The sequence below is a fragment of the Clostridium sp. TW13 genome (assembly GCF_024345225.1).
Taxonomy (GTDB): Bacteria; Bacillota; Clostridia; order Clostridiales; family Clostridiaceae; genus Inconstantimicrobium; species Inconstantimicrobium mannanitabidum.
This window is the reverse complement of record NZ_BROD01000001.1, coordinates 575,642-601,283: the sequence shown is the minus strand read 5'-3', so window position 1 is coordinate 601,283 and position 25,642 is coordinate 575,642. Positions and strand designations below refer to the sequence as shown.

At 30.8% G+C, this 25,642-nt stretch carries 24 protein-coding genes and 1 riboswitch; of the genes, 7 read left to right on the top strand and 17 right to left on the bottom strand.

Annotation, left to right across the window (positions count from 1 at the left end; translation table 11 throughout):
• Positions 1 to 197: 197 nt before the first annotated feature.
• Entirely contained in the window at positions 198 to 3,296 is a 3,099-nt protein-coding gene (locus tag OCU47_RS02855) for an MMPL family transporter (protein ID WP_261827083.1), read from the bottom strand.
• Between the two features lie 247 nt (positions 3,297 to 3,543).
• Between OCU47_RS02855 and OCU47_RS02850 the strand changes: the two genes are divergently transcribed.
• Positions 3,544 to 4,122: a TetR/AcrR family transcriptional regulator gene (locus tag OCU47_RS02850; RefSeq protein WP_261827082.1), complete on the top strand. Its 579-nt coding sequence runs from the start codon at positions 3,544 to 3,546 to the stop codon at positions 4,120 to 4,122.
• Positions 4,123 to 4,222: 100 nt separating this feature from the next.
• On the opposite strand, the gene OCU47_RS02845 is transcribed toward OCU47_RS02850, so the two are convergent.
• The 3 genes from OCU47_RS02845 to OCU47_RS02835 form a co-directional block, all read right to left on the bottom strand.
• Positions 4,223 to 5,620 carry an NAD(P)/FAD-dependent oxidoreductase gene (locus OCU47_RS02845; RefSeq protein ID WP_261827081.1) on the bottom strand — a complete coding sequence of 466 codons (1,398 nt, stop codon included), beginning with the start codon at positions 5,618 to 5,620 and terminating at the stop codon, positions 4,223 to 4,225.
• A gap of 26 nt (positions 5,621 to 5,646) precedes the next feature.
• A riboswitch (purine riboswitch) is annotated at positions 5,647 to 5,751 on the bottom strand.
• Between the two features lie 191 nt (positions 5,752 to 5,942).
• On the bottom strand, positions 5,943 to 6,791 hold the full coding sequence (locus tag OCU47_RS02840) for a substrate-binding periplasmic protein (protein WP_261827080.1): 849 nt from the start codon (positions 6,789 to 6,791) through the stop codon (positions 5,943 to 5,945).
• A gap of 111 nt (positions 6,792 to 6,902) precedes the next feature.
• Positions 6,903 to 7,751: a substrate-binding periplasmic protein gene (locus OCU47_RS02835; protein ID WP_261827079.1), complete on the bottom strand. Its 849-nt coding sequence runs from the start codon at positions 7,749 to 7,751 to the stop codon at positions 6,903 to 6,905.
• Positions 7,752 to 8,003: 252 nt separating this feature from the next.
• Here OCU47_RS02835 and OCU47_RS02830 point away from each other — a divergent pair, with 252 nt between their 5' ends.
• Both OCU47_RS02830 and OCU47_RS02825 read left to right on the top strand, forming a co-directional pair.
• Positions 8,004 to 8,897: a LysR family transcriptional regulator gene (locus OCU47_RS02830; protein WP_261827078.1), complete on the top strand. Its 894-nt coding sequence runs from the start codon at positions 8,004 to 8,006 to the stop codon at positions 8,895 to 8,897.
• Positions 8,898 to 9,046: 149 nt separating this feature from the next.
• Positions 9,047 to 9,988 carry an NAD(P)H-binding protein gene (locus OCU47_RS02825; protein WP_261827077.1) on the top strand — a complete coding sequence of 314 codons (942 nt, stop codon included), beginning with the start codon at positions 9,047 to 9,049 and terminating at the stop codon, positions 9,986 to 9,988.
• An 81-nt stretch (positions 9,989 to 10,069) separates the two neighbouring features.
• Here the strand turns inward: OCU47_RS02825 and OCU47_RS02820 are convergent, their stop codons facing one another.
• Entirely contained in the window at positions 10,070 to 11,512 is a 1,443-nt protein-coding gene (locus tag OCU47_RS02820; protein ID WP_261827076.1) for an MFS transporter, read from the bottom strand.
• A 729-nt stretch (positions 11,513 to 12,241) separates the two neighbouring features.
• Complete coding sequence (locus OCU47_RS02815; protein ID WP_261827075.1) at positions 12,242 to 12,649, bottom strand: hypothetical protein; 408 nt, start codon at positions 12,647 to 12,649, stop codon at positions 12,242 to 12,244.
• A 135-nt stretch (positions 12,650 to 12,784) separates the two neighbouring features.
• Here OCU47_RS02815 and OCU47_RS02810 point away from each other — a divergent pair, with 135 nt between their 5' ends.
• Both OCU47_RS02810 and OCU47_RS02805 read left to right on the top strand, forming a co-directional pair.
• Positions 12,785 to 13,000, top strand: a complete 216-nt coding sequence (locus OCU47_RS02810; RefSeq protein WP_261827074.1) for a hypothetical protein — start codon at positions 12,785 to 12,787, stop codon at positions 12,998 to 13,000.
• A gap of 173 nt (positions 13,001 to 13,173) precedes the next feature.
• Positions 13,174 to 13,356: a DUF6440 family protein gene (locus tag OCU47_RS02805; RefSeq protein ID WP_261827073.1), complete on the top strand. Its 183-nt coding sequence runs from the start codon at positions 13,174 to 13,176 to the stop codon at positions 13,354 to 13,356.
• An 88-nt stretch (positions 13,357 to 13,444) separates the two neighbouring features.
• On the opposite strand, the gene OCU47_RS02800 is transcribed toward OCU47_RS02805, so the two are convergent.
• Positions 13,445 to 13,972 (bottom strand): hypothetical protein, encoded by a 528-nt coding sequence (locus OCU47_RS02800; RefSeq protein ID WP_261827072.1) that lies wholly within the window; start codon positions 13,970 to 13,972, stop codon positions 13,445 to 13,447.
• Between the two features lie 326 nt (positions 13,973 to 14,298).
• On the bottom strand, positions 14,299 to 15,792 hold the full coding sequence (locus tag OCU47_RS02795) for a glycoside hydrolase family 43 protein (protein ID WP_261827071.1): 1,494 nt from the start codon (positions 15,790 to 15,792) through the stop codon (positions 14,299 to 14,301).
• 266 nt (positions 15,793 to 16,058) lie between these two features.
• Between OCU47_RS02795 and OCU47_RS02790 the strand changes: the two genes are divergently transcribed.
• The gene (locus OCU47_RS02790) at positions 16,059 to 16,919 is read left to right on the top strand and encodes an AraC family transcriptional regulator (protein ID WP_261827070.1); all 861 of its coding nucleotides are present in this window, start codon (positions 16,059 to 16,061) and stop codon (positions 16,917 to 16,919) included.
• A gap of 65 nt (positions 16,920 to 16,984) precedes the next feature.
• Here OCU47_RS02790 and OCU47_RS02785 read toward each other — a convergent pair whose 3' ends face one another.
• Positions 16,985 to 17,761 (bottom strand): alpha/beta hydrolase, encoded by a 777-nt coding sequence (locus tag OCU47_RS02785; RefSeq protein WP_261827069.1) that lies wholly within the window; start codon positions 17,759 to 17,761, stop codon positions 16,985 to 16,987.
• Between the two features lie 201 nt (positions 17,762 to 17,962).
• On the opposite strand from OCU47_RS02785, the gene OCU47_RS02780 reads away from it, so the two are divergent.
• Positions 17,963 to 18,328: a metal-dependent transcriptional regulator gene (locus tag OCU47_RS02780; protein WP_261827068.1), complete on the top strand. Its 366-nt coding sequence runs from the start codon at positions 17,963 to 17,965 to the stop codon at positions 18,326 to 18,328.
• Between the two features lie 38 nt (positions 18,329 to 18,366).
• Here the strand turns inward: OCU47_RS02780 and OCU47_RS02775 are convergent, their stop codons facing one another.
• The 8 genes from OCU47_RS02775 to OCU47_RS02740 form a co-directional block, all read right to left on the bottom strand.
• Positions 18,367 to 18,510: a FeoB-associated Cys-rich membrane protein gene (locus OCU47_RS02775; RefSeq protein ID WP_261827067.1), complete on the bottom strand. Its 144-nt coding sequence runs from the start codon at positions 18,508 to 18,510 to the stop codon at positions 18,367 to 18,369.
• Positions 18,511 to 18,530: 20 nt separating this feature from the next.
• Entirely contained in the window at positions 18,531 to 20,699 is a 2,169-nt protein-coding gene (feoB, locus tag OCU47_RS02770; protein WP_261827066.1) for a ferrous iron transport protein B, read from the bottom strand.
• 98 nt (positions 20,700 to 20,797) lie between these two features.
• A complete protein-coding gene (locus tag OCU47_RS02765) occupies positions 20,798 to 21,019 on the bottom strand; it encodes a FeoA family protein (RefSeq protein ID WP_261827065.1) in 222 nt (73 codons plus the stop codon).
• A 34-nt stretch (positions 21,020 to 21,053) separates the two neighbouring features.
• Positions 21,054 to 21,263 carry a FeoA family protein gene (locus OCU47_RS02760; protein WP_376778023.1) on the bottom strand — a complete coding sequence of 70 codons (210 nt, stop codon included), beginning with the start codon at positions 21,261 to 21,263 and terminating at the stop codon, positions 21,054 to 21,056.
• Between the two features lie 240 nt (positions 21,264 to 21,503).
• Positions 21,504 to 22,064, bottom strand: coding sequence for a flavodoxin family protein (locus tag OCU47_RS02755; protein WP_261827064.1), 561 nt, complete (start codon positions 22,062 to 22,064; stop codon positions 21,504 to 21,506).
• 173 nt (positions 22,065 to 22,237) lie between these two features.
• On the bottom strand, positions 22,238 to 23,344 hold the full coding sequence (locus OCU47_RS02750; protein WP_261830571.1) for an MBL fold metallo-hydrolase: 1,107 nt from the start codon (positions 23,342 to 23,344) through the stop codon (positions 22,238 to 22,240).
• Positions 23,345 to 23,443: 99 nt separating this feature from the next.
• A complete protein-coding gene (locus tag OCU47_RS02745; protein ID WP_261827063.1) occupies positions 23,444 to 24,544 on the bottom strand; it encodes a metallophosphoesterase in 1,101 nt (366 codons plus the stop codon).
• A 319-nt stretch (positions 24,545 to 24,863) separates the two neighbouring features.
• A complete protein-coding gene (locus OCU47_RS02740) occupies positions 24,864 to 25,601 on the bottom strand; it encodes a Type 1 glutamine amidotransferase-like domain-containing protein (RefSeq protein WP_261827062.1) in 738 nt (245 codons plus the stop codon).
• Positions 25,602 to 25,642: the final 41 nt, after the last annotated feature.

Genomic DNA, 25,642 nt, shown 5'->3' with positions numbered 1-25,642 from the left:
AAATCGTTAACACTAATCACACGAATCAATTATAAATGCAAAGCACTAAGAAAAATACTTGTAAAATTATTCATAATCAACCATGATTTTTAGACATTCATACAAAACATTAATAATGTTTCAACTTTACACTATGATTATTAGTAAAAAAACAGCATTTGTTCTAATTCAAATGCTGTTATATCTACTTATATTTTTTAATTTTCTTGCTTAATTTTAATATTTTGTTTCTTAGTAATACTTTCTTGCAAAGACATAAGTGCTGGTAATGCTATCGGAAGTAGAATAAATGCCAAAATAAATAATCCAATAATTACACAAATAGCGAGTTCCATTAATACTATTATGTTGGATGGATACATTGTAGCAAATGTTCCTGCAAGTATTACAGCTGCTGACATTACTACACCACCTATATTTCTTGCTGAAAGAATTATTGCTTCTTTTGGTGAAATATTATTATATTCTTTAAAACGTGTCATTAAGAATATACTATAGTCAACCCCTAATGCTGCTATCATAACAAAGGCAAAGAAAGGCACATTCCAAGATAAACCTTCTTTTGCACTGCTGAATAACAGCTTTGAAATAGCTGCTGTTGCAGACAACGAAGTATAATATGCAGTTACCAGTAAAGATACTATATATACTGGAATCCAAAAAGATCTTATTACTAATATCAGTAATGTAAATATAGCCAATAGTACTATTACCTGGGTGAAAATTATATCATGAGTTGATATATTTCTTAAATCATATGAATTTGAAGTTACTCCTGCAATTCCAATACTTGCATCAGCAAGCTTCGTCCCCTTTAGTTGATTTTTAGTAAAAGTACTCATGTCATTTATAAGATTAATTGAATTATCAGCATAAGGCTCTGAATCTAGTGTAACAGTCAATTTTACTATTTTTCTATCTTTAGACATATACATATCAAATATTTTACTTATACTAGAACTACTGAATACTTCGTTTGGAATATAAAAACTTTTAGTATCTGAAAGCTGCTTTAAAAAGTTTCCTCCCTTATTAATGCCATCTGATATGGAACCTAATCCATCACTGCCCTTATTTATTCCAGCCTTTAACTGTGTCATTCCTCCACTAAGACTAGTCAAACCATCATACAATGTGCTTTGACCTGCTTTAATTTTATCAGTTCCTAATCTTAACTTTGCCATACTTTCTATAACTTGTTGTTGTCCTGAACTTCCCTTTTTAAGGCCTTCTGAAAGTGATTTCGCCCCATTATCTAGGTCATTTATTCCCATAACTAGCTTTGAATTTGGACTTGTATTATCAATTAATATCTTAATTCCATCATTAACTTTAGATAATCCTCCCGTAAGCATATCATAATTAGCATTAGCAGTATTTATACCTGCGGAAACCTTATCCAATGAAGAAGATAATTTTTCAATCATTACTTTTAATGTTCCCACATCTTGGTCATTAGGTAATTTTGCATCAATTTTTGTAACACTTGATTGCATCATTAAAACTAATTGCTTCAATTGTCCTATAGATTGTGGTAAAGACTTATAGCCTTGTCCAAGGGTATTATAACCATTATTTATTTCTGTTGTCTTTTCTGAAATAGTCTTCAACGTAACATTTATTTCAGATACTCCATTCCGAAGTTGCTCTATACCTAAAGCCAAACTATTTGCACCATTAGCACCTTGTGAAATACCTACATCTATCTTTTTAAGCCCAATTGTTATAGCATCCATACCATTTTGAAGGCTGCCTGTTCCATTTATTAAATCCTTAACTGACGAAAAATCTGGAGAAGATAAACCATTACTCATGGTATTAAGTCCTGATCTAACTTTATTGACTCCATCATTTGCATCCGATAAACCAGTTGCCACAGTTTGAGTTTGAGTATTTGTATAAAAGTCTTTTATCATGCTTCCTTTCGGTTGTGTCGGTCCAGAAACTTCTTTTACCCCTTTTAGACCTTTTAGTTTTTCAGTAAGATTGTCTATGACTGCTAAATCTTCATTGCTGTCCATAGCCTCTTTATTTTCTAAGACAATAGTGGTTTGCATTACCTTACCAGAACCAAATTTATCTGCAACAATGTTAAAACCTTTTACAGATTGATCATTAACACTTAAATCTTTAATATTATCAAATGATAGCCTAGTTGTATTAAATATTATTGCTGGTGCAATGATAACTGCCACTACTACTAATGATAGTATTGGATGTTTTACAGAAGTTGAAGCTGCTTTTCCCCAAAATCTACTTTCTTTATGCCCAGTTGAATTCTTAGATGGCCAAAATAACTTTTCGCCTAATATCCTCATTAGAAGTGGAGTTAATGTAAGAATTTCTATCAACAGTACTGCTATACCTATTGCAACTGAATTAGCGGATTTATAAACAGGAAATTTAACAAAAGTCAAACTAGCAAATCCCATAAAAACTGTAAAACCACTATATATTATTGTTTTTCCTGCTGTCTTATAACTTGTTACAACTGCTTCTTCTATAGAGGAACCATGTGCAAGTTCTTCTTTAAATCTGTTAAATAGTAATATGTGATAATCAGTTCCTATCCCGAATAAAACCAAAATTACAAACATCTGAGTAAAACTTGTAACTTTAAAGTCAAATTTATTTACTAGTATACCAATTATACCCATTGAACATAGATATGAAACTCCTACTGATAAAAGAGTGACTATTGGAGTAATCACTGAACGGAACATAAGTATTAATACAATCATGATAAATCCTACGGTAAGTATTCCACTTTTATCAACACCTTGAGCTACGTCATTTAAATAATCATTTTCTATAGCTAAAGAGCCAGTTATATAATGAGTCACATTTATATCTTTAATAGCATTTTTAAAATCATTTATTACTGTCTGATTGTCTCTTTTTCCTTTTTCAAAAGATATGGGTATTATTAAAGTAGTATTATCTTTTGAAAGTACTTGATCCTTAACTTCTGGTGTACTAAAAGGATCTACTATATTCGTTATTTTAAGTTTTTCCTTGTTCTCATTAAGCTTTTTGATACCTTTCTCAATATCTTTCATTTCATCTGCTGAAATTTTCTTATCATCGTTAAACACCAACAACAATGATTCACCTTTAGATGTACCCATCTTATCTAACATCTTGGAAGCTATTTTAGATGCTTCATTATCTGAAATTGTTGCTTCACCTTTTTGGTTAATTATTTGCTTTAAATTTGGCTGATTTACTGCAAATAATACAGTTATAATAAGCCATGTAATTAGTAATCCCCAACGATACTTTAGCATTTTCTGCATAAATTGATCATCCTCCATCAAAAACTCTTGTAGTCAAATATCTTCTAGATTGTAATTATTAAAAAATATCAACATAATCAAAATCATTTATTTGTTCAAAATCAAACACGTGTTGAACTTTGTTTATATGTGTATTATAATAAGCTTAATCTCTATACACAATCATCAGATTTGTTGAATGTGTTCAAAATTATACAAACTTCACTTTATTGATCAACTTTGAAATATTTTATTAAGGAGTACACTAATGGGCAATAAAGCAGAATATAAAAGTGCAATACGTTCACGTAAATTGATAAGGCAAGCATTTATTGAATTAATACAGGAAAAAGACATAGAAAAAATCACAGTCACTGATATTATTACTAGAGCGGACATTAACCGTGGAACATTCTATGCTCATTATCAAGATATACAGGCAGTTATGGAACAGATAATAGATGAACTCATATCAAAACTCAAGGAATTTCTTAGTGAGTTCCATTATAAAAACTTTTTTAAAAATCCATTACCACTTCTATTAAAAATATCAAACTGGATTGAAGAAGACTTTGAGCTATATAAAATTCTTATTAATACAAGAGGAGCTGAGGAATTTCTTATAAAGCTAAATGATATTTTTGTTAAATTGATGGAAACTGATAGCGATATACCAATGCACATTAAAAAAACTTCTAAATTTACTATTCATGCACATTTCATTGCTGGAGGATTTATTAATTTGTATCAGGTATGGCTTAGAGGTGAAATGAATATTTCTCTTGAAGAAATATCTGCAGAGCTTAGTGAAATTCTATCCACTTATCTACCATTGTGTGATGAATAATTCTTATGCAAATAGTGTAGTCTTCAATATTGAATATAAAAAACAGCATTTGTCTTTGCACAAATGCTGTTTCTATAATTATACAAATGTATCTAATTCTCTATAGCTTTCTTCCCATCATTACTCCCATGGCTGAAGCCATCATTAATCCTCTTGTCCATCCACTGGAATCTCCTAAACAATGTAACCCTTTGATGTTTGTTTCAAAATTATTCTTATCTACATTAATTCTGTTGCTATAGAACTTAATTTCAGGTCCATATAACAAAGTCTCTCTACTTGCAAAGCCTGGAACCACTGTGTCCATGGCCTGTATAAAGTTTAATATATTTGTCATTGTTCTATATGGAATTGCAGATGTTAAATCCCCTGCTTCTGCATCTGGTAATGTATGCTTAACATTTGATTGATACAATTCATGTTCCCAAGTTCTCTTTCCATCTAATATATCACCATATCTTTGAACTAATATTTTACCATTACCAAGCATATTAACAAGTTCTGCAACCTTTTGTCCATACTCAATAGGTTCATTAAAAGGCTCTGAAAAATTATGTGAGCTTAATATAGCTAAATTTGTGTTTTCAGACTTTTTATCCTTATAGGAATGACCATTAACTATTGCTAAGTTGTTATCATAATTTTCTTGGCTAACAAAACCACCTGGATTTTGGCAGAAGGTTCTAACCTTATCCTTAAATGGTGCTGGATGCCCTATAAGTTTAGATTCATAAAGAACATTATTTACGCTCTCCATAACTTCATTTCTTAGCTCTACTCTAACCCCTATATCTACTGGACCTGCACTATGTTTTACATTATGCTTAATGCACATATCCTTTAGCCAATCTGCACCTTTTCTACCTGTTGCTACAACAACTGTATCTGAAAGTGCCTCTTCATCATTCTTTCTAGTTAATGAATCAGTTGCTATTACTCCATATATTGCACCATTTTTAATTAAGAGGTCTTTAACTGTTGTATCAAATTTTATTTCAACACCACTATCTAATAAGTGATTTTGTATTTTTAAATATATTTCTTGAGCTTTTTCAGTTCCTAAATGTCTTATTGGACAATCTACTAACTTTAAGGATGCCTGAATAGCCTTTCTTCTAATTTCTTTTACAGCTTCATTGTTTCCTACACCTTCAACTCTAGTATCTGCGCCAAAATTTAAGTAAATTGAATCTGTATAGTTTATATATTCTTGTGCCAAATCAGCACCTACAAGTTCAGGTAAATCTCCACCCACTTCATGATTCAATGATAACTTTCCGTCTGAAAAGGCACCAGCCCCTGAAAAACCAGTTGTTATATTACAATATGGCTTACAAGATACACATTTCTTTGTCTTATCTTTTGGACAATGTCTTTTATCAATACTTCTTCCTGATTCAATTAAAAGTATTTTAGATTCAGGTTTTTGTTTCTTTAATTCATATGCAGTAAATATTCCTGCTGGACCAGCACCTACTATTATTACATCATAATTCATTTCCTATCTCTCCTCGATATTAAATATAATTTTTAGCAGACACTTATAGTCCTATAGCTATTTTCGGCAGCTTGGTAGAAACATCCAACCCATATCGTTGAATTTATATAAGTGAATATTATTTTATTTTTTCAATTTTTAATTCGTTTTACCTAGTAATTTTAGCTTAAGTTTTTATAAAAATCAAGAAAAAGCAGAAATTTAATTATATCAATCTTTTAAAATACGAATATTTCTATTCAAAATTGCAATTTCAGAAATAATTAAAGAGGAATCTGTACAACTCAGTTCCTCTTTAATTCTTAAATCAGTTTTCGTTTATCTATGGGATATAATGTGAAGATACTCCATTCTTAGCTAAGATTTGATATATGGTTCCATCATTCTTCATCTCTCTGAGCTTTTCATTAACTACATTTAGTAATTCAGTATCTTCTTTCTTAAAAGCATATCCTACACTAAAATTCAATTCTGGTTTATATTGACTTGGAGATAATAATTTAAATTTCAAGTTAGGTTTTTGATAAAGTATGTCTTCTTCTACTACAGATGAAGCAAGCATAGCATCAATAACATTACTTTCTAATGCCACCTCCAAAGAATTACTATCATAAAATTTCAGATAATCTTTTATCACTCCTTGCCGTTTCCATTTTTCTGCCATAGTCTCATAAACCGTACAACTAATCACTCCTATTTTTTTATTCTTTAAGTCACTTTTGCTATTTATATTTGAATCTTTCCTAGCTAAAATTCCATCAACTTCTGTATAAATTGAATTACTAAAATTCACTAATTGTTTTCGTTCATCAGTAATATATATTCCTTGAGCTAATAAATCAACTTGAGGATTCTTAGTCACTTCTTCTATTAAATAAGGAAATGCTATATACTTTGCCTCAACTCTATTAATTCCTAAACGCCTGGCTATTTCTCTTATGATCTCTGCATCAATCCCACTAAACTCACCATCTTTAGAATCTTTATATGAATATGGAGGCATATCAGGTGATAGTACCGTTAATACCCCTTTTTGTTTTATATTGTTAAATCTATCAACCTGTTTTGTAGAAGCTATATTCGCATTTGCTTTTATTACTTTTCCACTTGCAATAACTGTGAGATTTACACTAATAGCTAATAAGATTATAAACTTTACAAGTCTCTTCAATTGAATTCCTCCTAATTCCACGAAATAGTTAAAATACTCTAACATTATTTCAACATTCTTAACAAGATTTCCTACTAAGCTTTCATTAAGAATACTCATTAATTATGCTATTTAAGGAATATAATGTGATATTAAACTACGCTTAGCTAATATCTCATATAGACTTCCATCATTCCTCATTTCCTGTAACTTTTCATTAATTGCATTTAACAACGTAATATCTTCTTTCTTGAAAGCATATCCTACACTCAAATTCAACTCTGGCTTATATTGATTGGGAGATAATAACTTAAAATTTGAATTTGGTTTTTGAAAAAGAGCATTTTCTGCTGTTATAGAAGCAGTAATTGCAGCATCTATAGTTTTATTTTCTAGTGCCAATAGTAATGAATTATTATCATAAAATCTAGTGTAATCTCTTATTAAGCCTTGTAATTTCCAATTCTTTGCCATTTCATCATAAACCGACCCTGCAGCTGCACCAATTATTCTATTCTTTAAATCATTTTTACTATTTATATTTGTATCCTTTCTAGTTAATATTGCATCCACCTCAGTATAAATGGGGTTACTAAAATTGACCACTTTCTTACGATCCTCTGTCATATATATGCCTTGTGCTAATAAATCAATATCTGGATTCTTGGCTGTCTCTTCTATTGCATATGGAAATGCTATATATTTTGCATCCACTGTCCTAATTCCTAGTCTTCTGGCTATCTCTCTTATAATATCTGCATCAATCCCACTAAATTCACCACTTCTAGGATCTTTATATGAATACGGAGCTGAATCAGATGATAATACTGTTAATACTCCCTTCTCCTTTATTTTTTGCAATCTATCTATTGGCTGTACTGATGTCATATGTTCATTTGCTTTTATTATCTTTGCATTTGTGCCAATTGCGAGATTTAAACTAATGATGGATAAAGCTATAAATTTCAAAAAATTCTTCAATTAAATTCCCCCCTAAACTTATTTTTCTCTAGCAAAAAATATATATTTTTATATTTTCTTTTATCTTAGATAATTATTCACCTTTTATTGATAACTTAAAAAGTAGCTTTAAAACGTACTGGTACATACGCTTATACACAAAAGTATAAAATTAAGCTATAATTTTATTTAAATAAAAAAATTGTAAAAGATTAAAGATTAAATACTCCGAAATACTTCAAAATAATAAAAATATTTTTATAGAGGATTAAGATGAATATTGAAAAAATAAAGTATTATATAGATTTAGTTAAATGTAGAAATTTCACAGAAACAGCAAGAAAGAATTTTGTATCGCAAACTACTATCAGCCAGCAAATTGCCTCGCTTGAAAAGGAGTTTGAAATGCAATTAATTGATAGAAAGCAAATACCTATTGAACCTACACCAGCTGGATGGCTTTTTTATGAGGAAGCAGTTGTGCTTTGGAAACAATATAATCATATGAAGACCAAAATGGCAAATTATCAAAGAGATTATACTCAAATATTGAATATGGAATATGCTGCAGTAACAGATATACAAAGTATATTGAGATTTATCCCTTCATTCAAAGAAAGTAATCCCAATATCAAACTTGGATTAAATAAAGTTCTATTAAAAGATGTATCAGAATTCTTGCAAAAAGAAATATATGATATTGCAATAACCTTTGATTCTGAATTCAAAGGAAAGGAGGATATTAAAACTCATACCTTATATAGCGGACGATATTGTGCAGTGGTAAGCAATAAACATCCACTTTTTTATAATAAATCAATCTCAAAAGATGAATTATATGCATATCCACTTGTTATGCTAAATCCAAGCACAATTGGTAACTCCTATTATTTAATGATTGAAAATGCTATAGAAGATGGCTATGACCCTAAAATACTTCAAACCGTAGATGATATAGAAACCGAATTATTTTATATAATAACAGAAAATTTGATTGGCTTTTTTCCTGATAATCATAATCTTTCTTACATAAAAGATGAAGTTCGCTTAATTCCATTAGAAGAATCTCATCATACTTTTAAAATACAAATTGGATATTTAAAGGATAATAAAAATCCTGCATTAAAGCCATTCATTGAGCATATACAGCATTTGTTTTCTCAATAGCTCATAACTTTTTCATATTGGACTTTGTTTGAATATTCACATAACATATAGTCATAGATAATAAGACATCTTCAAAAACAAGTAATTCGTTATTCGATAGATATTTGTACATTGTTTTTAGATGAAAAAAATCAAGGAGTGTTGTAGTTATGGGAAAATTATTATTAACTGGTGTGGATGGAAATCTAGGAAAACAAGCCGCTGAATACTTATTAAATTTAGTTGATAAAGATCAAATTATTTTTTGTGGATATAATGCGGAATCTTTAAAAGAATATGAAGAACAAGGTATAGAAACACATGTAACTAACTTCAATAAAATTGATGGTCTTGCAGAAGCTTTTGCTAATGCAGATAAGGTTGCCTTAATTTCAATGCCTTTTGTTGGAACAAGACGTCAAAATGCACATAAGAATGTTGTAGATGCCGCAAAAAAAGCTGGTGTAAAACAAGTTATATATACATCACTTGTAAATGCAGCTGATGAGACAAATCCAAGTGTTGAAAAAATAGATCATGCCTATACTGAGGCTTACGTAAAAAGTGTTGGATTAGATTATATCTTCCTTCGTAATTCTCAATATGCTGAAGCAATGATTACAAACTACTTCACATATGTAAAAACTAGTGGTGTATTGACAAACAGCCAAGGTGATGGAAAGATGGCATATATCTCACGTAATGATTGTGCAAAAGCTGTTGCCTATGCTCTAGCATCAAAGAATTATCATGAAGCTATTTTAAATATAAATGGAGCTGAACTGATGACAATTTCAGACTTTATAGCATACGGTAACGAAGCTACTGGTAATAAGATAACTTATAAAGAAATTACTGATGAAGAAAATTATGCTGTATTTGATGCAATGGGAGTTCCTAGAACAACAGATGGAAAGTTTAAAGATGGTTCAGAAGCGCCTTTCTCTTCTGAAGGCATGGTTACTTTCGCTCAAGCTATTCGCTTAGGAAAAATGGCTGAGTTTACAGATGATTTTAAGAAATTAACTGGTCAAGATCCAGTTACTGTTAAGTATATGTTTGAACATAGTGCTGACTTCCAAATTGGTGAACGTCACTCACAAGACAACTAAAAAATACTAAAAGAAGAGAAGTTATCTCAATATGCAGACATAACTTCTCTTTTTTATGATTAATTTTAAAAACTATACTCTCTAGCTTCTTTGTTTAATCCTCATCTTATACATTCTATATAGTGTTAAGAATGCTCCGATTGCACATATAATAGCTGCTGCAATATATACAAACTGCATTCCATATATAAATACATCATCTTTTCCCGCAATATATCCTGTAACATGATATCCAATTTTGCTACTCATTCTGCTATATAAAAGTGTAGTTGAAAAAGATATACCAAAAACCATTCCTAAGTTTCTAACTAGCGCATTTATTCCTCCTGCAATACCTAGACTCTTCTTATCAACCGTAGACATCACTAGTGAATTATTTGGAGATTGAAACATTCCATTTCCCATAGCCATTATAGCTATAAATATTATTACTTCCCACATATGAGAACCCTGATTCAAAAATGCCATTAATAATAAACCTAAACTTGTTCCTGTAAGTCCTATAAATGTTAACTTTTCTGATCCTATTCTATCAGACATATATCCACTTATAGGGGCAACAATTGATAAAATCAAAGGTGATACCATCATTAAAAATCCAGTTATTGAAGGTGTCAATTTCATTACATACTGCAAATAAAATGGTAATATAATATTTGAGCAGCTTATTGCAACAAAGGAAATAAAGGCACAAAATATGCTAAGTGAAAATAAAGGATTATAGAATATTTCAAGTTTTAACAATGGATCTTCTGTTCTTCTCTCCACTGCTATAAATACAGTGAAAAGTACAACTGCAGCAATCACTAAAATTGCAATAGTTAAGTTTTCATATCCAATATTATTACCTATTGTCATCGCAACAAATATTAATACCATACTTACTCCAAATAAAAATGCTCCTTTTGCATCTAGCTTCTCGCTTGAATCAGACTTATTATTTTTAGGAAAGGCTCTTGTTGAAAAAACAAGTGCAAAAATTCCTATCGGTACATTTATCAAAAATATATATTGCCAACTTAACACAGAAACTATTATTCCCCCTAATGGAGGTCCTACCATAGAACCTAAAGCAACTGCTGTTGCATTTAATCCTAAAGCTCGCCCTCTTTCATTGCTTGGAAATACATGAGTTATTATGCCTTGACTTGTTGACATAGTTCCTGCTGCTCCTATTGCTTGCAAACATCTTGATGCAACTAACACTGGTAATGAATTTGTAAATCCACATAAAAACGAACCTACTGTGAAAATAATTACCCCAAACTTAAAAATTGTAGTTTTCCCTTTAATATCTCCCAATCTTCCAAATACTAAAATAGTTCCTACTATTACTATTAAATAACTAGTAACCACCCATTGAATCGATGCCATGCTTACTGAAAGCTTATGTGCCATAACAGGCAATGCTACATTTACAATGCTTCCATCTAGAGTTGCCATAAAAGTAAAAAGTACAGTAGAAAATAGTATTATCCATCTATTATTATGTACTGTGTTTTCCGTAGTTTTTATATCCTCCATATTCTGTCTCCCTCCAAGTATTGATTGTAATACAAACTATTTATAAAAATCCAAGTTCTATAAGTTGAAGTTGAAATCAAACTTATTTATTTTAATGTATATGCTGTATATATTGATATCTAGCATCCATATAGAACTGTTCCATAAGCAGATAGCCAAAAGCTTGTCTTTTGAGCGAATCGGTTAAGCAGACATCTCGAATCTATGATTTGATGATGGTCGCTTACTCTATGAGTACTCTTACGATGCTAGGAATAGGAGTTTCATTAAATAATGTTGGTGGAAATATTAATGGACAAGTTACAAAAATTCGACATTTTTCTACCAACATTTAAGTGGAATAGTTCTATACAACTTCAAACTTATATAAGTATTATAGCCCTATACACTGATTTATAAATTTAGAAATAAATCTTCTCCAATCATAACATGTGAACTTATTTTGTCTCAACAATTGTTTTTTTATAACAGGCTTGTCACAATAAATTGAAACATTATAATCCATGGGGCAATTGATTTTATATTTCCCACGCTCACAAGCTTAAAAGACTATAATTAATAATAAAAAACATGTGGTGCTTTGCACGTAAACTAGACTTACGTGCAAAGCACCACATGTTCAATGAAATTATATCAAATTAAACTTTAAAAGGTCAAGAATTTATTGATATGTATTTTATTATCACGCCATAGCTTTTCCCCTCAGACAGAATTTTATGAAAATTATAACTACTCCTTATCTTTCTTCTTAGAAACAAAATAAGTACATATAGTAGATAGATAAACTAGAGATAATGGAGCAAGATCAAAAAGTGAATTAGCAGAAAATACAGTATTTATAAAAGGACCTGGTACAGAAAACTTACCTATATTCCAATAATAATATTGCAAGAATAAAATCATAATCCCTGACAATAAAAGGAGGATATTATAGCGCAACTGACTTCTTTTATTTTTTGCAAAGAAGTACAAAGTTAAAATAAATATAAAGAATAAAATGTGTAAATAGCTAATATCTAAGGTTTTTGAAATGTCATAAGCCATTAAAATGTATGTTCCATATAGTGTAAGTATTCCTGCATACATAGCATACACTAAACCACGTAAAATTTTATCAATAATTTTTAGAATTTTCATAATTATATCCTTTCAAATAGAAGCTTTTTGTAATTAATTATAGATTACATCTATTGAGAAAAATCGTAAATTATTTTCTTCAAAAGACTCACATCTTAAAATTATATGTATTATAATACTATAGCAATATTCGTTATGAGAAATTATGACTATTCAGATAACCCAGTTATCGCTTGGCTTTCATTTGATGGAAAAACAATTAAGTTCATAGAAGATTATGCTCATTCTGCTGGCTATCAAGAAGAATTCAATGGAAACAACTATGTTAAAGGCACCACAGGAAAACAAATTTTCTATGATCTTTATCAGGATAATAGATTTATAAGAGAAATGTTTTCATACGTAAACTAAAAATAAGTCACATGAATCTCTTTTTCATACAAAAAAATCCTTCTATATTTTATGGTTATATTGTAAAGTATCGCCATAAGGGATAAAGAAAGTATATATAGTAATAGTGGGATATTAGCATACTTATATAATAATACATTAAATATATATAAATTCATTACTGGAAGGATAATATGTTTGGCAAGGAAAAAAGATTTGAAATCATTCATAAGGATGGCGGCATGGCTGGTTGCAAAATAATATTGGATAAAAACACAGGAGTCCAGTATTTATATGCCTATGATGGATATGGTGGTGGCGTAACAGTTCTTGTTGATAAGGACGGAAAGCCAATTCTTTATTCAGATGATAAATAGAGTTTATGCACAAAAAGGTTAGTAAATATACATACTAACCTTTTTATGAACTTTAATAATTGTATTTTACATCATACATTGTTTATTATCAGGAAATCACTATATATGTTTGAGTATAAGCTACCAGTTGATCACCTTGTGTAAGGTAGTAATATATTGGAATCATATAAGTTGAATAAAATAGTGTAGATGTTCCTTCTACATTATTTTCTATTGATCTTATCAAAAGTTGCTGATGCTTTAAGCTTATAATATAGCAATCAGATATGGCTACCATTTGTTCTGCAAAAAATACATCTGAAATTGAATTTTTATATGTATCAGAATGCCTTACTAAGGTTGCTCTAATAATTCTAAGCTGCTCAATATATCTCTCCAAATTAGTATCTATAGTTTTTAGTTCTTGAGCTGGTGTATTAGTCTTTACATTAATAATACTTAAATTAGCACGTATAGATTTAATTTGTTCAAAGCTACTAACAATCTCTGCTTTGTTCTGCAAATCTGATATTTTAGGTCCATAAGGCTGAGAGATAATCTGTGCATATGCTAGATTGCTTGTTGATAAGGTTATAACTATTATAAATATTATTGAACGAATTATTTTTCTTGACATTATTACTCAATCCCCTTCTATATAAATATTCAACATTAAAGTTAGCATTATTCCTTGCCTTAAACTAAAACAAAATTCAGCTTATCTCTGATATGAAATAGATATTTTTAACTTGAATATCTATAAATTTATATTAATAATAGAGCTTAATTCTAATTTATGTTTAGCTATTTTAAAGAATTTATTCTCTATAAACATCAATTAAATCTAAATTTCTATACATAACTGTACAGCAATATTTATTATAAATAAAAAAAAAATCACCCAATTATAAGTTGAGTGAATTTCTTACTTAAAGATATATAATTATCATCATACTTAATTGCTTAAAGGTATTTGCACTCAAAATTTTTAAACTCAGCATAATTAGTAGTTTGTCCATAGGAATATAACCCTATAACAACACCTGTAAATCCTCCAGCAACTTCTGATGAAAGATATCTAGTTTGTGCTGTTCCAAGAGGAATTTTTTTACCTTCAACATTAGCATAGAAAGCATAGTTGTAATTGCTTGCATGGACAACCAAAGAAGCATTATTAGTATCTTTTAAAGATACAGTTTTCTCTACTGATTTAATATCTCCTATATTAAGTCGTTCAATCACCTCATATCCATCATCACATCTACGTATTGCTAAATCATAATGGTGGTTTTCATCTAGATAAAAAGTAATCCCTGCCTCACCATCTGGAATGCATACATTACAAGAAATAACTCCATTGAAGTCTCTTTGACGGATTCCTATAAATGTTGGAGAATCAGCTTCATCAATAGTAATATTAGTTCCTTTTAGACTTATACTATCTTCACTTAGCTTATAGTTTTCAATATGAGGATGACGAAGATAGCACCAGTCCTTGTCCCATTCTGTATTTTTAAAGGTGTAGCATTTTTTCTCATTCTGAACTACATTATTAGAAATACTTTCTACATCAAAGCAATAAATTGTTGTACCATTGTTTCCTGCTGTGAACCAACCATCTTCATTAAAATTAACTGGAGTAAGGAAAACTTCACGTCCAAGGTGGTGATAAGCAGCCCATTGACCTTGTTGTCTAAATCCAAGATGAAGTATCCACCAATTGCCACTATTATCTTGAATAAGATCACCATGGCCTACTCCTTGTATTTCATAACCACCTAAATTACGATTTGTAAGAACAGGATTGTTAGCATATGCTTCAAAAGGACCAAATGGAGAATTTCCACGTGCATATGTTACCATATGACCATATTCAGTTCCGCCTTCTGCTGCCATAAGATAGTATTTTCCATCTATTTTATATAAGTGTGGACTCTCAAGAAAACGTCCACCAGTTCCTTGCCATATTGTACGACTTGGAGTCAATTTTTTACCTGTTTCAATCTCAATTTCACATTGAACTATACCTGGAACTCCATTGTCATCTGCTCCGTTGCTCATGAAATATGTTTTGCCATCTTCAAAGTATAAAGATGGATCAATTCCACCTTGATCTACAGATATAGGCTCAGACCATTCCCCATAAATATCATCTGTCCAAACATAGAAATTTTGACGAGTTGTATCATTAGTTGTAGTCATATAAAAACGTCCGTTGTTATATCTTATTGTAGGAGCAAAAACTCCACCTGAACTATTTATCTTTTCAAGCTGAACTTGACTCTTTCTTGTAAGACAATGTCCTATCTGCTTCCAATTAATTAAATCCTTGCTTTCGAAAATAGGTACTCCTGGAAAGTATTGAAAAGAACTACATACAAGATAATATGTATCATCTACCTTGCACACACTAGGATCTGGATAAAAACCTTTAATTACAGGATTATTATATTTCATTATATACACTCCCACTTTTTAATAATATAAAAATTACACTAAGGCATCTTTAAAAAACAAGTAAGTCAATATGCTATGCTATTTCAGATGCCTAAAATCTTATAGTGACAATCTCCTATATATAGATGTGCATGAACTCAGCACAAAAAACTATCCCAAAATTATCACTTATGATATACTGCATATATTAGCAAATAAAAATAGCATATTATATAACTATTTCACCATGTTATAGCACAAAACAGACAAGATTTAAGGAGAGATAAATGGAACAATTTAAACTTAGTTATTTTACAAATGATGAAAGCTTTCCATTTTTTATTCAGTACGGAAACCATGATGATAACCTTTTCATGCACACACATAAGGATTTTTCTGAGCTTGTAATTGTATTGAGTGGCAGTGCAATGCACATTGTTGATAATGAAAAATTTTATATTAAAAAAGGGGATGTTTTTGTTATCAGTAATGATACTGCTCATGGATATGAAGAAGCTGAGAATTTTCACATTTGTAATATAATGTATCGCTCTGAAAATCTACTTTCAGCTGATTATGATATTAAAAAAAATGCTGGATTTCATGCACTGTTTGTATTGGAACCTTATTTCACCAAGGAGCACAGCTTTAAAAGCAGATTAGCTCTTAAACCAATAGAATTTGATAAGATACACATTTTAACAGATACTATGCTTTCTGAGTACCAAACCAAAGCTGAGGGGTGGAAAACAATTCTCAAATCAAGCTTTATAACTCTAGTTGTCATGCTTTCTCGGTTATATAGCTTTGGAAATATCTCTGAGGAAGTAGATATAATCAACGTTGCTAAGTCTATTTCATATATTGAGAGCCATTATACAGAAGATATCTCTATAGATATACTTGCTGAAATTTCGCACTACTCCCCAAGACATTTTACAAGAATTTTTACTGCTACCTACAATAGTACACCTTTAAACTACATACTTACACTAAGAATAAACCATGCATGTAGTTTACTTAGAGAGAGTCGCATTCCTATATCTCATATAGCGCTACAATGTGGATTTAGCGACAGCAATTATTTCAGCCGTATTTTCAAGAAGAAAACAGGACTTACTCCGAAGCAATATCGTGCTTCGGAATAAGTCCATTTAATCATCCGCAATAATTCTATTCCTGAAATAACATTTTCCTTTTGCCACTGCAAATTCTATGCTATATGAGCACATCTCTTAATTACTTTTACCCACTCATTTGGCCTACATGCCAGTAACTCTTCATGTAATAGATCATGTTTAATTATTTGTGGACTTCTAAAGTGTTTCTTGTATCTCTTTAAATATATTTCCCCCATCTTTGTTGCATACAAACAATGTATACTTGTTCCCTCAACATCTATACTATCTTCTAATTCCGTAACTAAATCAGAATAAAATTGATTTTCCATACTTCGTTTTGATATAAAATTTAATTTTTCACCACCTACTCCTAGCATAATGTGCATAAATTCCATAGTATACTGCTCACCTCTGTGCTTTTTCATAAGATTAAGAATTATCTTATTAACCTTTCCTTTGTGAATAATCTTATATACAATTGGTACAAATAGTTTTGTTTGTATTTTAGCTTTCCATGAATCTTTCTGATCTAAATCAGAACTTCCAAGTATACCATGATTCATATGAATCTGCTTTCTTTGAGCCAACAATCCAACAAATGACCCACCTAAAGAACATCCATATACAGTATGTACTTCTCCATTAAATTTTCTTTTTATATATTCTTCAATTTTCTGAACTTCCGTTATCATATCTATAAATTCAGTTTGTTCAATTTCATCAAATCCATCATAAGATACGCACACTACATAAAATACGTCAGTTAACATCTCTATTACTTTTCCATAGTTATTTTTCCAATGACAGCATGTCCCAGGTAATAGCATAAGTACTGGGTTCCTCTTTTCACCAAATTCATAAAATTTCATATTATTCACCTCACTTCAATTCAAATAATTCTCAAAATAGAGAATTATCTATCTTTATAATGCTCCTTTATATAATATTATTCAACTTCATATTTTTATCCTTTTTATAGCCTAGAATTTAATCGATGTTTGCTAATTCTTATGTTATACTAACTATAGTTATATTAAACTAACCACTATTGATAATTGAGGTGATACATTATGCCTGTAAGTGAATCTGCTCAAAACTATTTAGAAACGATCCTTATGTTAAGTAAATCTCTTCCTGCTGTTCGCTCTATTGATATAGCAGAGGAACTTGATTTTAAGAAATCAAGTGTTAGTGTAGCTATAAAAAATCTACGTGAAAAAAATTATATCACCGTTACAAAGGAAGGATATATATATTTAACTGAATCTGGTAAAGAAATTGCAGAGATGATCTTTGAAAGGCACTACTTTCTCTCTTCCTGGCTAAAACAACTTGGAGTGAGCAGCGAAATTGCTACAGAAGATGCATGTCGCATTGAACATGTTATAAGTAAAGAAAGCTTTGAAGCAATAAAAAAGCATATTAAATTATTATAAATAAAAATACCATCTACAAACAGATGGTATTTTATTATTTATTTAATATGACAACTTCCTCCACAGTGCTTACATTCTCCACCACAGTGAATTGATTTTCCACTTTTCTTATCTCTAATCATATTTCTTATGATTAGTCCAACAATACACATAACACCTATTCCTACTATAATTGTTCCCATATAAAACATCTCCTTAAAAGTTATTTAGCACTTATTGCGTTATTTTCTTTATGAGGCTTGACCAATAAATATATAAAACCTATTATCAAAAGAAATGCAACTGCTGTTCCAATTCCAAATGAACCTGTTGTAATAAGTGTTCCTATTTGGAACACACATAATGATACCAAGTAAGCAAAAAGTGTTTGATACCCTATAGCAAACCAAAACCATTTTGCACTATTCATTTCCCTCTTGATTGCACCCATAGCCGCAAAACATGGTGCACAAAGAAGATTAAATACTAGAAATGAGTAAGCTGCAATTGCTGTCATACTTCCAGCAAGACTTCCCCAAACTTCTGCTCCATTTTCTGCAACTTCTGCGAAGCCATAAAGAATACCAAAGGTTCCAACCACATTTTCTTTTGCAATCAATCCAGTTACTGCTGCAACTGCTGACTTCCAGTTTCCCCATCCAAGTGGAGTAAACAGCCATGCTATTACATTACCAATAGATGCTAATATACTGTGATCAAGCTGCATAGTATCAAGCATTCCAAATTGTCCATTAACCCATCCAAAACTCATGGCAAACCATAATATTATTGTTGAAAGAAGAATAATTGTACCAGCTTTCTTCATAAATGATGAGCTTCTTTCTCCTATACTCCTTAGTATATTGCTAACAGTTGGCATATGATATGCTGGAAGTTCCATAACAAATGGAGCAGTTTCTCCTGCAAACATCTTTGTTTTCTTTAAAATAATCCCTGAAGTTACTATAGCAATAATTCCAACAAAATAAGCACTTGGTGCTACCCACCAGGCTCCATTAAATAATGCACCTGCAATCAAAGCAATAATTGGTAGTTTGGCACTACAAGGAATAAAAGTTGTAGTCATAATTGTCATCTTACGGTCACGATCATTTTCAATTGTTCTTGAGGCCATTATTCCAGGAACTCCACATCCACTTCCTATTAACATTGGAATAAATGATTTTCCTGAAAGACCAAATTTACGGAAGATTCTATCCATTATAAATGCAACTCTTGCCATATATCCGCATGCTTCTAAAAATGCAAGAAAAGCAAAAAGTACAATCATCTGTGGAACAAATCCAAGTACGGCTCCAACACCAGCAACAATACCGTTAACAATTAATCCTTGCAACCAAGCTGCACATCCTATAGCTGTAAGTCCTGATTGAATAAGGTCTGGAATTCCAGCTACATGAAGTGATTCTATCCCAAAGAAATTCCACCCATCACCGAATACTCCATCATTAACCCAATCTGTTGCCCACTTACCAATTGTTGTTATTGATACATAATATACAATGAACATTACAACCGCAAATATAGGTAATGCAAGCCATCTATTAGTTACAATCTTGTCGATTTTATCTGACACTGTAAGCTTTTTTGTCTTATTCTTTTTACAGCATTCATTAATTATTGAAGAAATATATGTATATCTTTCATTTGTTACAATACTTTCTGTATCATCATCAAGTTTACTTTCTATTGCTACAATTTCTTTTGACACATCAGGCACTTTGCTCATTTGGGTTTTAATTTTCTCATCCTTCTCAAGTAATTTAATAGCAAAAAACCTCTTTTGTTCTTTTACAATATCAGAGCCTAGTCTTTCTTCAATAGAATGAATTACTTTCTCCACTTCTGAATCAAATCGATGTACTGGAACATTTACATTTTTACTCTTTGCAATAGCTACTGCTTTTTCAGCTGCCTTCTGAATACCTGTACCCTTTAATGCAGATATCTCAACTACTTCACATCCTAATTTCTCACTAAGCTTGTCAATATATATCTTATCTCCTGTTTTCTCCAATACATCCATCATATTAACTGCCATGATTAACGGAATACCAAGTTCCATTAATTGAGTAGACAAATATAAATTTCTTTCAATATTTGTACCATCAACAATGTTAAGAATTGCATCTGGTCTCTCCCCTATTAAATAATTTCTTGCTACTACCTCTTCTAAAGTATATGGTGACAAGGAATAAATTCCTGGCAAATCCATTATTATGACATCTTTATATCCCTTTAATCTACCTTCTTTTTTCTCAACAGTAACTCCTGGCCAATTTCCAACAAACTGATTTGAACCTGTCAAAGCATTAAACAATGTTGTCTTTCCACAGTTTGGATTACCTGCAAGTGCTATTTTAATTGACATACTAAAACTCCTTCTTCCTTATTGATATATTCATCTCAACTATTTCTAATTTTACTTACCTCCACTTAGTTAGTTTAAACTAACCGAACAGTATGAATTTACTCTACCTCAATCATTTCAGCATCTGCTTTACGAAGAGATAATTCATACCCTCTTACTGTTACTTCAACAGGATCTCCAAGAGGTGCGACTTTTCTAACAAAAACATCAACTCCCTTTGTTATTCCCATGTCCATTATACGTCTTTTTACAGGGCCTTCTCCGGTTAACTTCTTTACCTTTGCAGTCTGTCCACAAGGTACTTCTTTTAAAGTTTTCATAATAATTCCTTCCTCCATTTATAAACATCTTATATTAAACCATTATTTTATTTGCCATATCTTTTCCTATTGCAACTCTAGAATCCTTAACATTTACTATAATATTTCCACCTATTTGAGAAATAACCGTAACTATTCCTCCCGCAACAAATCCAAGATTCTCTAAAAACCTCTTTGTTTCTTCTTTTCCTCCGACCCTTTTTATTATATTAGGTTCACCTGATTTCACCATTGTTAAAGGCATAATTTCTATCCCCTTTCGCTAACCTTATTGATAATGATTATCATTCTTTATGAAGTTAGTATATACTAACTCAAATTCAATGTCAATAACTTCTCCAAAATTTTTACCATTGAAGATTAATATATCCTACATGACAATATATTTGAAACTCAAAAATAATTAGAAAATAAGACTTATTCTGAAATAATGTTACTCTTCAAAATAAGTCTCTTAAATTTATTAATTACAATTAATTCCTATTTATTTTATAGATGCACCAAGTTTTCTTGCTTCTTTAAGTTGTTCAGGTTTGTTTTTAATATCCCCTATATTCATGTTGCCACCAGCAAGCATCATTCCATAATCTCTCCATCTCATATGGTTTAATAGTGCTTCATAATAATCTACAACTGGTGCAAAATTACTTTTAGTACTGCCCTCAGCAGACATCAATAATATACAATCCTTCCTTGGATTCTCATGGTTTTCATTGCATTCTGCAACAGCAAACAAACGATCAAATGCACATTTAAGCTGACTACTAAAGCTCCAGTAATACATAGGCGATGCAAGCACTACTATATCTGCAGCTGCATATATGGGATAAATCTTGTCCATGTCATCTCTTTGAACACATGGATTTTCTGTGTTTTTACCGCCTCCCAGGCATCCTTGGCATGGATGAATATTCATTGAATTCAAATTAAACCTTACAATCTCATTGCCTGATTCTTCAGCTCCTTTAACAAACTCATCTATAAGTTCAACAGTATTCCCTTTTTCTCTTGGGCTTCCATTTAACACTAAAATCTTTTTACTCATGTCAACATTCCTTTTCATCTCATTTTAGTTGATAAATTTATATATTAACCTTAATCTTTATATCATTCTATGCATCATTATAATTCCTAATAGTAACTACGCATAGTACGCACTTTAATGTTCCTTACTACATTAATGGATAGTATAAAAAACAAATATACGTTCTAAAGTTACTAAAAATCCCACCATGAAGAAATAGGCACATGTAACTCTGAATTTAAATCTACAGTTTGTCCAATTTTAGGCGCAATTAAATTAACTTTATCTCTTTTTGATGCTTCTATTGCTCGTTCTACAGGTTTCCTCCAACCATGATAAGCTAATGTAAAAGCACCCCAATGCATTAACATCATATTCTTCCCTTTTACATCTAAATTTGCTTGAACAGACTGTTCTGGCATCATATGTATATCTGCCCAACGTTTATCATACTGTGCTCCCTCAATTAAAGTAATGTCAAAAGGGCCGTACTTCTTTCCTATTTCCTTGAAATGAGGACCATATCCTCCATCTCCACTAGTATATAATTTTGTGTTTTTTCCAAGAATCACCCACCCACCCCATAAGGTAGTATTTGAATCAAATAATGATCTTCCTGAAAAATGTCTAGAAGTCGTAAATGCGATTTTTAAGCCTTGATACTCTTTTTCGTCCCACCAGTTGAGTTCTGTAATTCTTTCTTTTGAAACACCCCAACGTATTAAATGGGCACTCACTCCAAGTGGAACAAAAAAATGTGATACTTTGTTCTTTAGCTTCACAATAGATTGATAATCCAAATGATCATAATGGTCATGAGAAATAAATACAGCATCAATAGGTGGCATTTTATCTATAATATTGGACATATCCTCACTATATTTATATCTTTTACTCCCTACAAAAGAAACTGGTGACGCAACTGAACTCAACATAGGGTCTAACAGTAATTTTTTATTATCAATACTAATCAAAAAGGCAGAGTGCCCAAGCCAAGTGAAACTATTAGCCTCACTTTTAATTTTGTTCCAATCAATAGAATTTACAGGAATTTTGTTTTCTGGATTACGCCCCTTATTGCCTGAAAAAGAATCCTTAATCATAGACAACAAATCTGATATACTCATGCTCATTCCTGTTGGGACTTGATTAATGAATTTCCCATTCACATAATTAGTATAGTTCTTATAACTTTCTTTTTGTTCTTTTGTAGCTGTTCCACCAAAAACCGGATTCAAGTTTAAGAACAAAGCCCCCCCAACAGATGCTATAAGTAAAAAGCATACAAAATATATTATCATTTTTTCTCCCTTCCTTCTGTTTCTTATCTTTTTCACATTCATCCCCATCGTATACGGTTTAATTAATCATATTAATTTATAAATAGGATAAGCCTTTTTTTATCTTGCTTTAATATCAATTATCACATACTCTGAATGTGCACCTGTTCTTATTGGATATCCCCAACCTGCCATTCCTGAAGAAACAATTATTTGCATGTGTGATAATTGTTTATATCCATAATTCAACTCACCAAATCCTAATATGCCACTAACTTGTCCTACTGGCCAGATTTGTCCTGCATGAGTATGTCCACTTAACTGAAGATCGTAGCCTAATTCATTATTTTGCTTAAGTTCACGAGGCTGATGATCTAATAATAATATAAATTTATCTGAATCCACTTCTGAAGCCAGATCTCCCGTACTTTTACGTTGTACTTCTCCAGCGAAACCTATGTCATCTCTACCTACAATTGTGAACTCATCGTTAATATTATAAATCTTATCCTGTAGTAACTTAATTTTATTATTTTCAAGTTCTTTATCTAGCTGCATAACTGTATAATGTGGTTTTTGAGAATATTTATTTTTGTCATGATTGCCGTAAACATAATAAGTTCCATAAGTACTCTTAATAGAACCAATGGCCTTTAACACTTCCTGCATCTGAGAAAAAGTTGTGTTTTCATCTACTATATCACCACCAAGTACAACCATATCAGGATTTTGTTTTGTAATTTCATCGCAATACTTTTGCAGTTTTTCTTTATTCATGGTGGTTCCATAATGAAGATCTGTAATCATAGCTATGCGATAGCCTTTCCCTTGTATATGCTTATCCGTGTATATCTTATAATCAGTCTCTACCATATTTCTCATATTCCAATAACCATATGCTATTATTAAAGCTGCAAGCAATATTGGTATCAAACCGCTTTGATAGATCTTGCTCCACTTCTTATACCTTTTGCATACTAAATTTATAAGCTCCATGGATAAGGCAATTGCTACTACATGCAAAACAATAAGTGCTCCCATACCCCATATATTAACTGACAAAGCCACCAAACATAAAGTCAAAATAATGATTCCAACCCTAACTAATTTGCTTTCAATATTTATACCCCAAAACTTTGCCATACGTCTCAGATAAAAATAAATATATACCCCAATAGGTATCATACATAATGCTGGTATTAGAAAAAATAATAAATACATTTTACACTTCCTTTATTATAGATAATTGTATAGCTTACAAGTCACTAAAAATTTAACCTTTTAGTTTCCCTATTAAATAATCCTACAACTTAAAGTCAACTCCAAGTCAAGCACTTTTTATACATTATCATTAAATTCATCTATAAATTATCTTATTTGTGCTATACTTTTATCTCAAATTTAGAATTTTCTTTACCTATCTGATGTTTCTTAGATTCCCACATCTATAAAATCAAGATAATTAAATTCAACAAAATCCCTCAAACCTAGGTTTGAAGGATTATATAATTACGTAACTTTTTAGTCTAAATGCTTCCATTTATAACTGTATACTCTTATCTTTGTCACACACTTTAGTAAAAGCACCATTATTGAAATAATATGCTTCACCATATAATGTTGATTTATTATCATCAACAAAAATATAAGAACCATCCACCAATGCATAAAATGGTCTAATTTTACTGTCTTCTAATGAAATATCTTCTACAACTCTTAATCCATCTACTGTTAAATCCTTTGCATCTTGAAAATGTGGAAAAACACTTATTGTTGTTAAATCCAAGCCATTCAAATATCTTTTATAGTTAGGATCAATTGCTTCACCATCTAATTCTGGTTGGGCATAAACCATATCTGCACAATTCATAGTTCCTGCACTGATTCCAATAACAATGCCATCATAGCTCTTAAGTAATTCTTTTAAGTGAATTCTATTGAAAAATTCATTCTGGGTAGGAACATGTCCCCCAGCAAGAAATATAAGATTATAATCATATATTGTGTCAGCAAGTTTATTTTCGTTTCTACTATCACAAATATCAATTTTTGATAACGGAAGGTTACTGATTTTAAATGCTTCATCAAATATAAATTTGAAACTATCATTCACCTCTTGATTTTCAGGATCAGAACTTAAGATAAGGCATTTGGGATTTTTAGGCCAATATTTCTTAAGTAATTCTAAGAAATTATTGGAGTCATCAAGTGCACAAGGAATTCTTTTTCCATTCTCCTTATAACTTCCCCCAATGCTACTAGTCAAAAATACTTTCATAATTTTCACCTCACTAATAAGTATGTCATTAGTTTATCATT

What these genes read in the sequence shown, in the direction of transcription:
- OCU47_RS02855 (WP_261827083.1), bottom strand. Translation starts at nt 3,296, where the DNA reads ATGCAGAAAATGCTAAAGTATCGTTGGGGATTACTAATTACATGGCTT.
- OCU47_RS02850 (WP_261827082.1), top strand. Translation starts at nt 3,544, where the DNA reads ATGGGCAATAAAGCAGAATATAAAAGTGCAATACGTTCACGTAAATTG.
- OCU47_RS02845 (WP_261827081.1), bottom strand. Translation starts at nt 5,620, where the DNA reads ATGAATTATGATGTAATAATAGTAGGTGCTGGTCCAGCAGGAATATTT.
- OCU47_RS02830 (WP_261827078.1), top strand. Translation starts at nt 8,004, where the DNA reads ATGAATATTGAAAAAATAAAGTATTATATAGATTTAGTTAAATGTAGA.
- OCU47_RS02825 (WP_261827077.1), top strand. Translation starts at nt 9,047, where the DNA reads ATGGGAAAATTATTATTAACTGGTGTGGATGGAAATCTAGGAAAACAA.
- OCU47_RS02820 (WP_261827076.1), bottom strand. Translation starts at nt 11,512, where the DNA reads ATGGAGGATATAAAAACTACGGAAAACACAGTACATAATAATAGATGG.
- OCU47_RS02815 (WP_261827075.1), bottom strand. Translation starts at nt 12,649, where the DNA reads ATGAAAATTCTAAAAATTATTGATAAAATTTTACGTGGTTTAGTGTAT.
- OCU47_RS02810 (WP_261827074.1), top strand. Translation starts at nt 12,785, where the DNA reads ATGAGAAATTATGACTATTCAGATAACCCAGTTATCGCTTGGCTTTCA.
- OCU47_RS02805 (WP_261827073.1), top strand. Translation starts at nt 13,174, where the DNA reads ATGTTTGGCAAGGAAAAAAGATTTGAAATCATTCATAAGGATGGCGGC.
- OCU47_RS02800 (WP_261827072.1), bottom strand. Translation starts at nt 13,972, where the DNA reads ATGTCAAGAAAAATAATTCGTTCAATAATATTTATAATAGTTATAACC.
- OCU47_RS02795 (WP_261827071.1), bottom strand. Translation starts at nt 15,792, where the DNA reads ATGAAATATAATAATCCTGTAATTAAAGGTTTTTATCCAGATCCTAGT.
- OCU47_RS02790 (WP_261827070.1), top strand. Translation starts at nt 16,059, where the DNA reads ATGGAACAATTTAAACTTAGTTATTTTACAAATGATGAAAGCTTTCCA.
- OCU47_RS02785 (WP_261827069.1), bottom strand. Translation starts at nt 17,761, where the DNA reads ATGAAATTTTATGAATTTGGTGAAAAGAGGAACCCAGTACTTATGCTA.
- OCU47_RS02780 (WP_261827068.1), top strand. Translation starts at nt 17,963, where the DNA reads ATGCCTGTAAGTGAATCTGCTCAAAACTATTTAGAAACGATCCTTATG.
- OCU47_RS02775 (WP_261827067.1), bottom strand. Translation starts at nt 18,510, where the DNA reads ATGGGAACAATTATAGTAGGAATAGGTGTTATGTGTATTGTTGGACTA.
- feoB (WP_261827066.1), bottom strand. Translation starts at nt 20,699, where the DNA reads ATGTCAATTAAAATAGCACTTGCAGGTAATCCAAACTGTGGAAAGACA.
- OCU47_RS02765 (WP_261827065.1), bottom strand. Translation starts at nt 21,019, where the DNA reads ATGAAAACTTTAAAAGAAGTACCTTGTGGACAGACTGCAAAGGTAAAG.
- OCU47_RS02760 (WP_376778023.1), bottom strand. Translation starts at nt 21,263, where the DNA reads ATGCCTTTAACAATGGTGAAATCAGGTGAACCTAATATAATAAAAAGG.
- OCU47_RS02755 (WP_261827064.1), bottom strand. Translation starts at nt 22,064, where the DNA reads ATGAGTAAAAAGATTTTAGTGTTAAATGGAAGCCCAAGAGAAAAAGGG.
- OCU47_RS02750 (WP_261830571.1), bottom strand. Translation starts at nt 23,344, where the DNA reads ATGATAATATATTTTGTATGCTTTTTACTTATAGCATCTGTTGGGGGG.
- OCU47_RS02745 (WP_261827063.1), bottom strand. Translation starts at nt 24,544, where the DNA reads ATGTATTTATTATTTTTTCTAATACCAGCATTATGTATGATACCTATT.
- OCU47_RS02740 (WP_261827062.1), bottom strand. Translation starts at nt 25,601, where the DNA reads ATGAAAGTATTTTTGACTAGTAGCATTGGGGGAAGTTATAAGGAGAAT.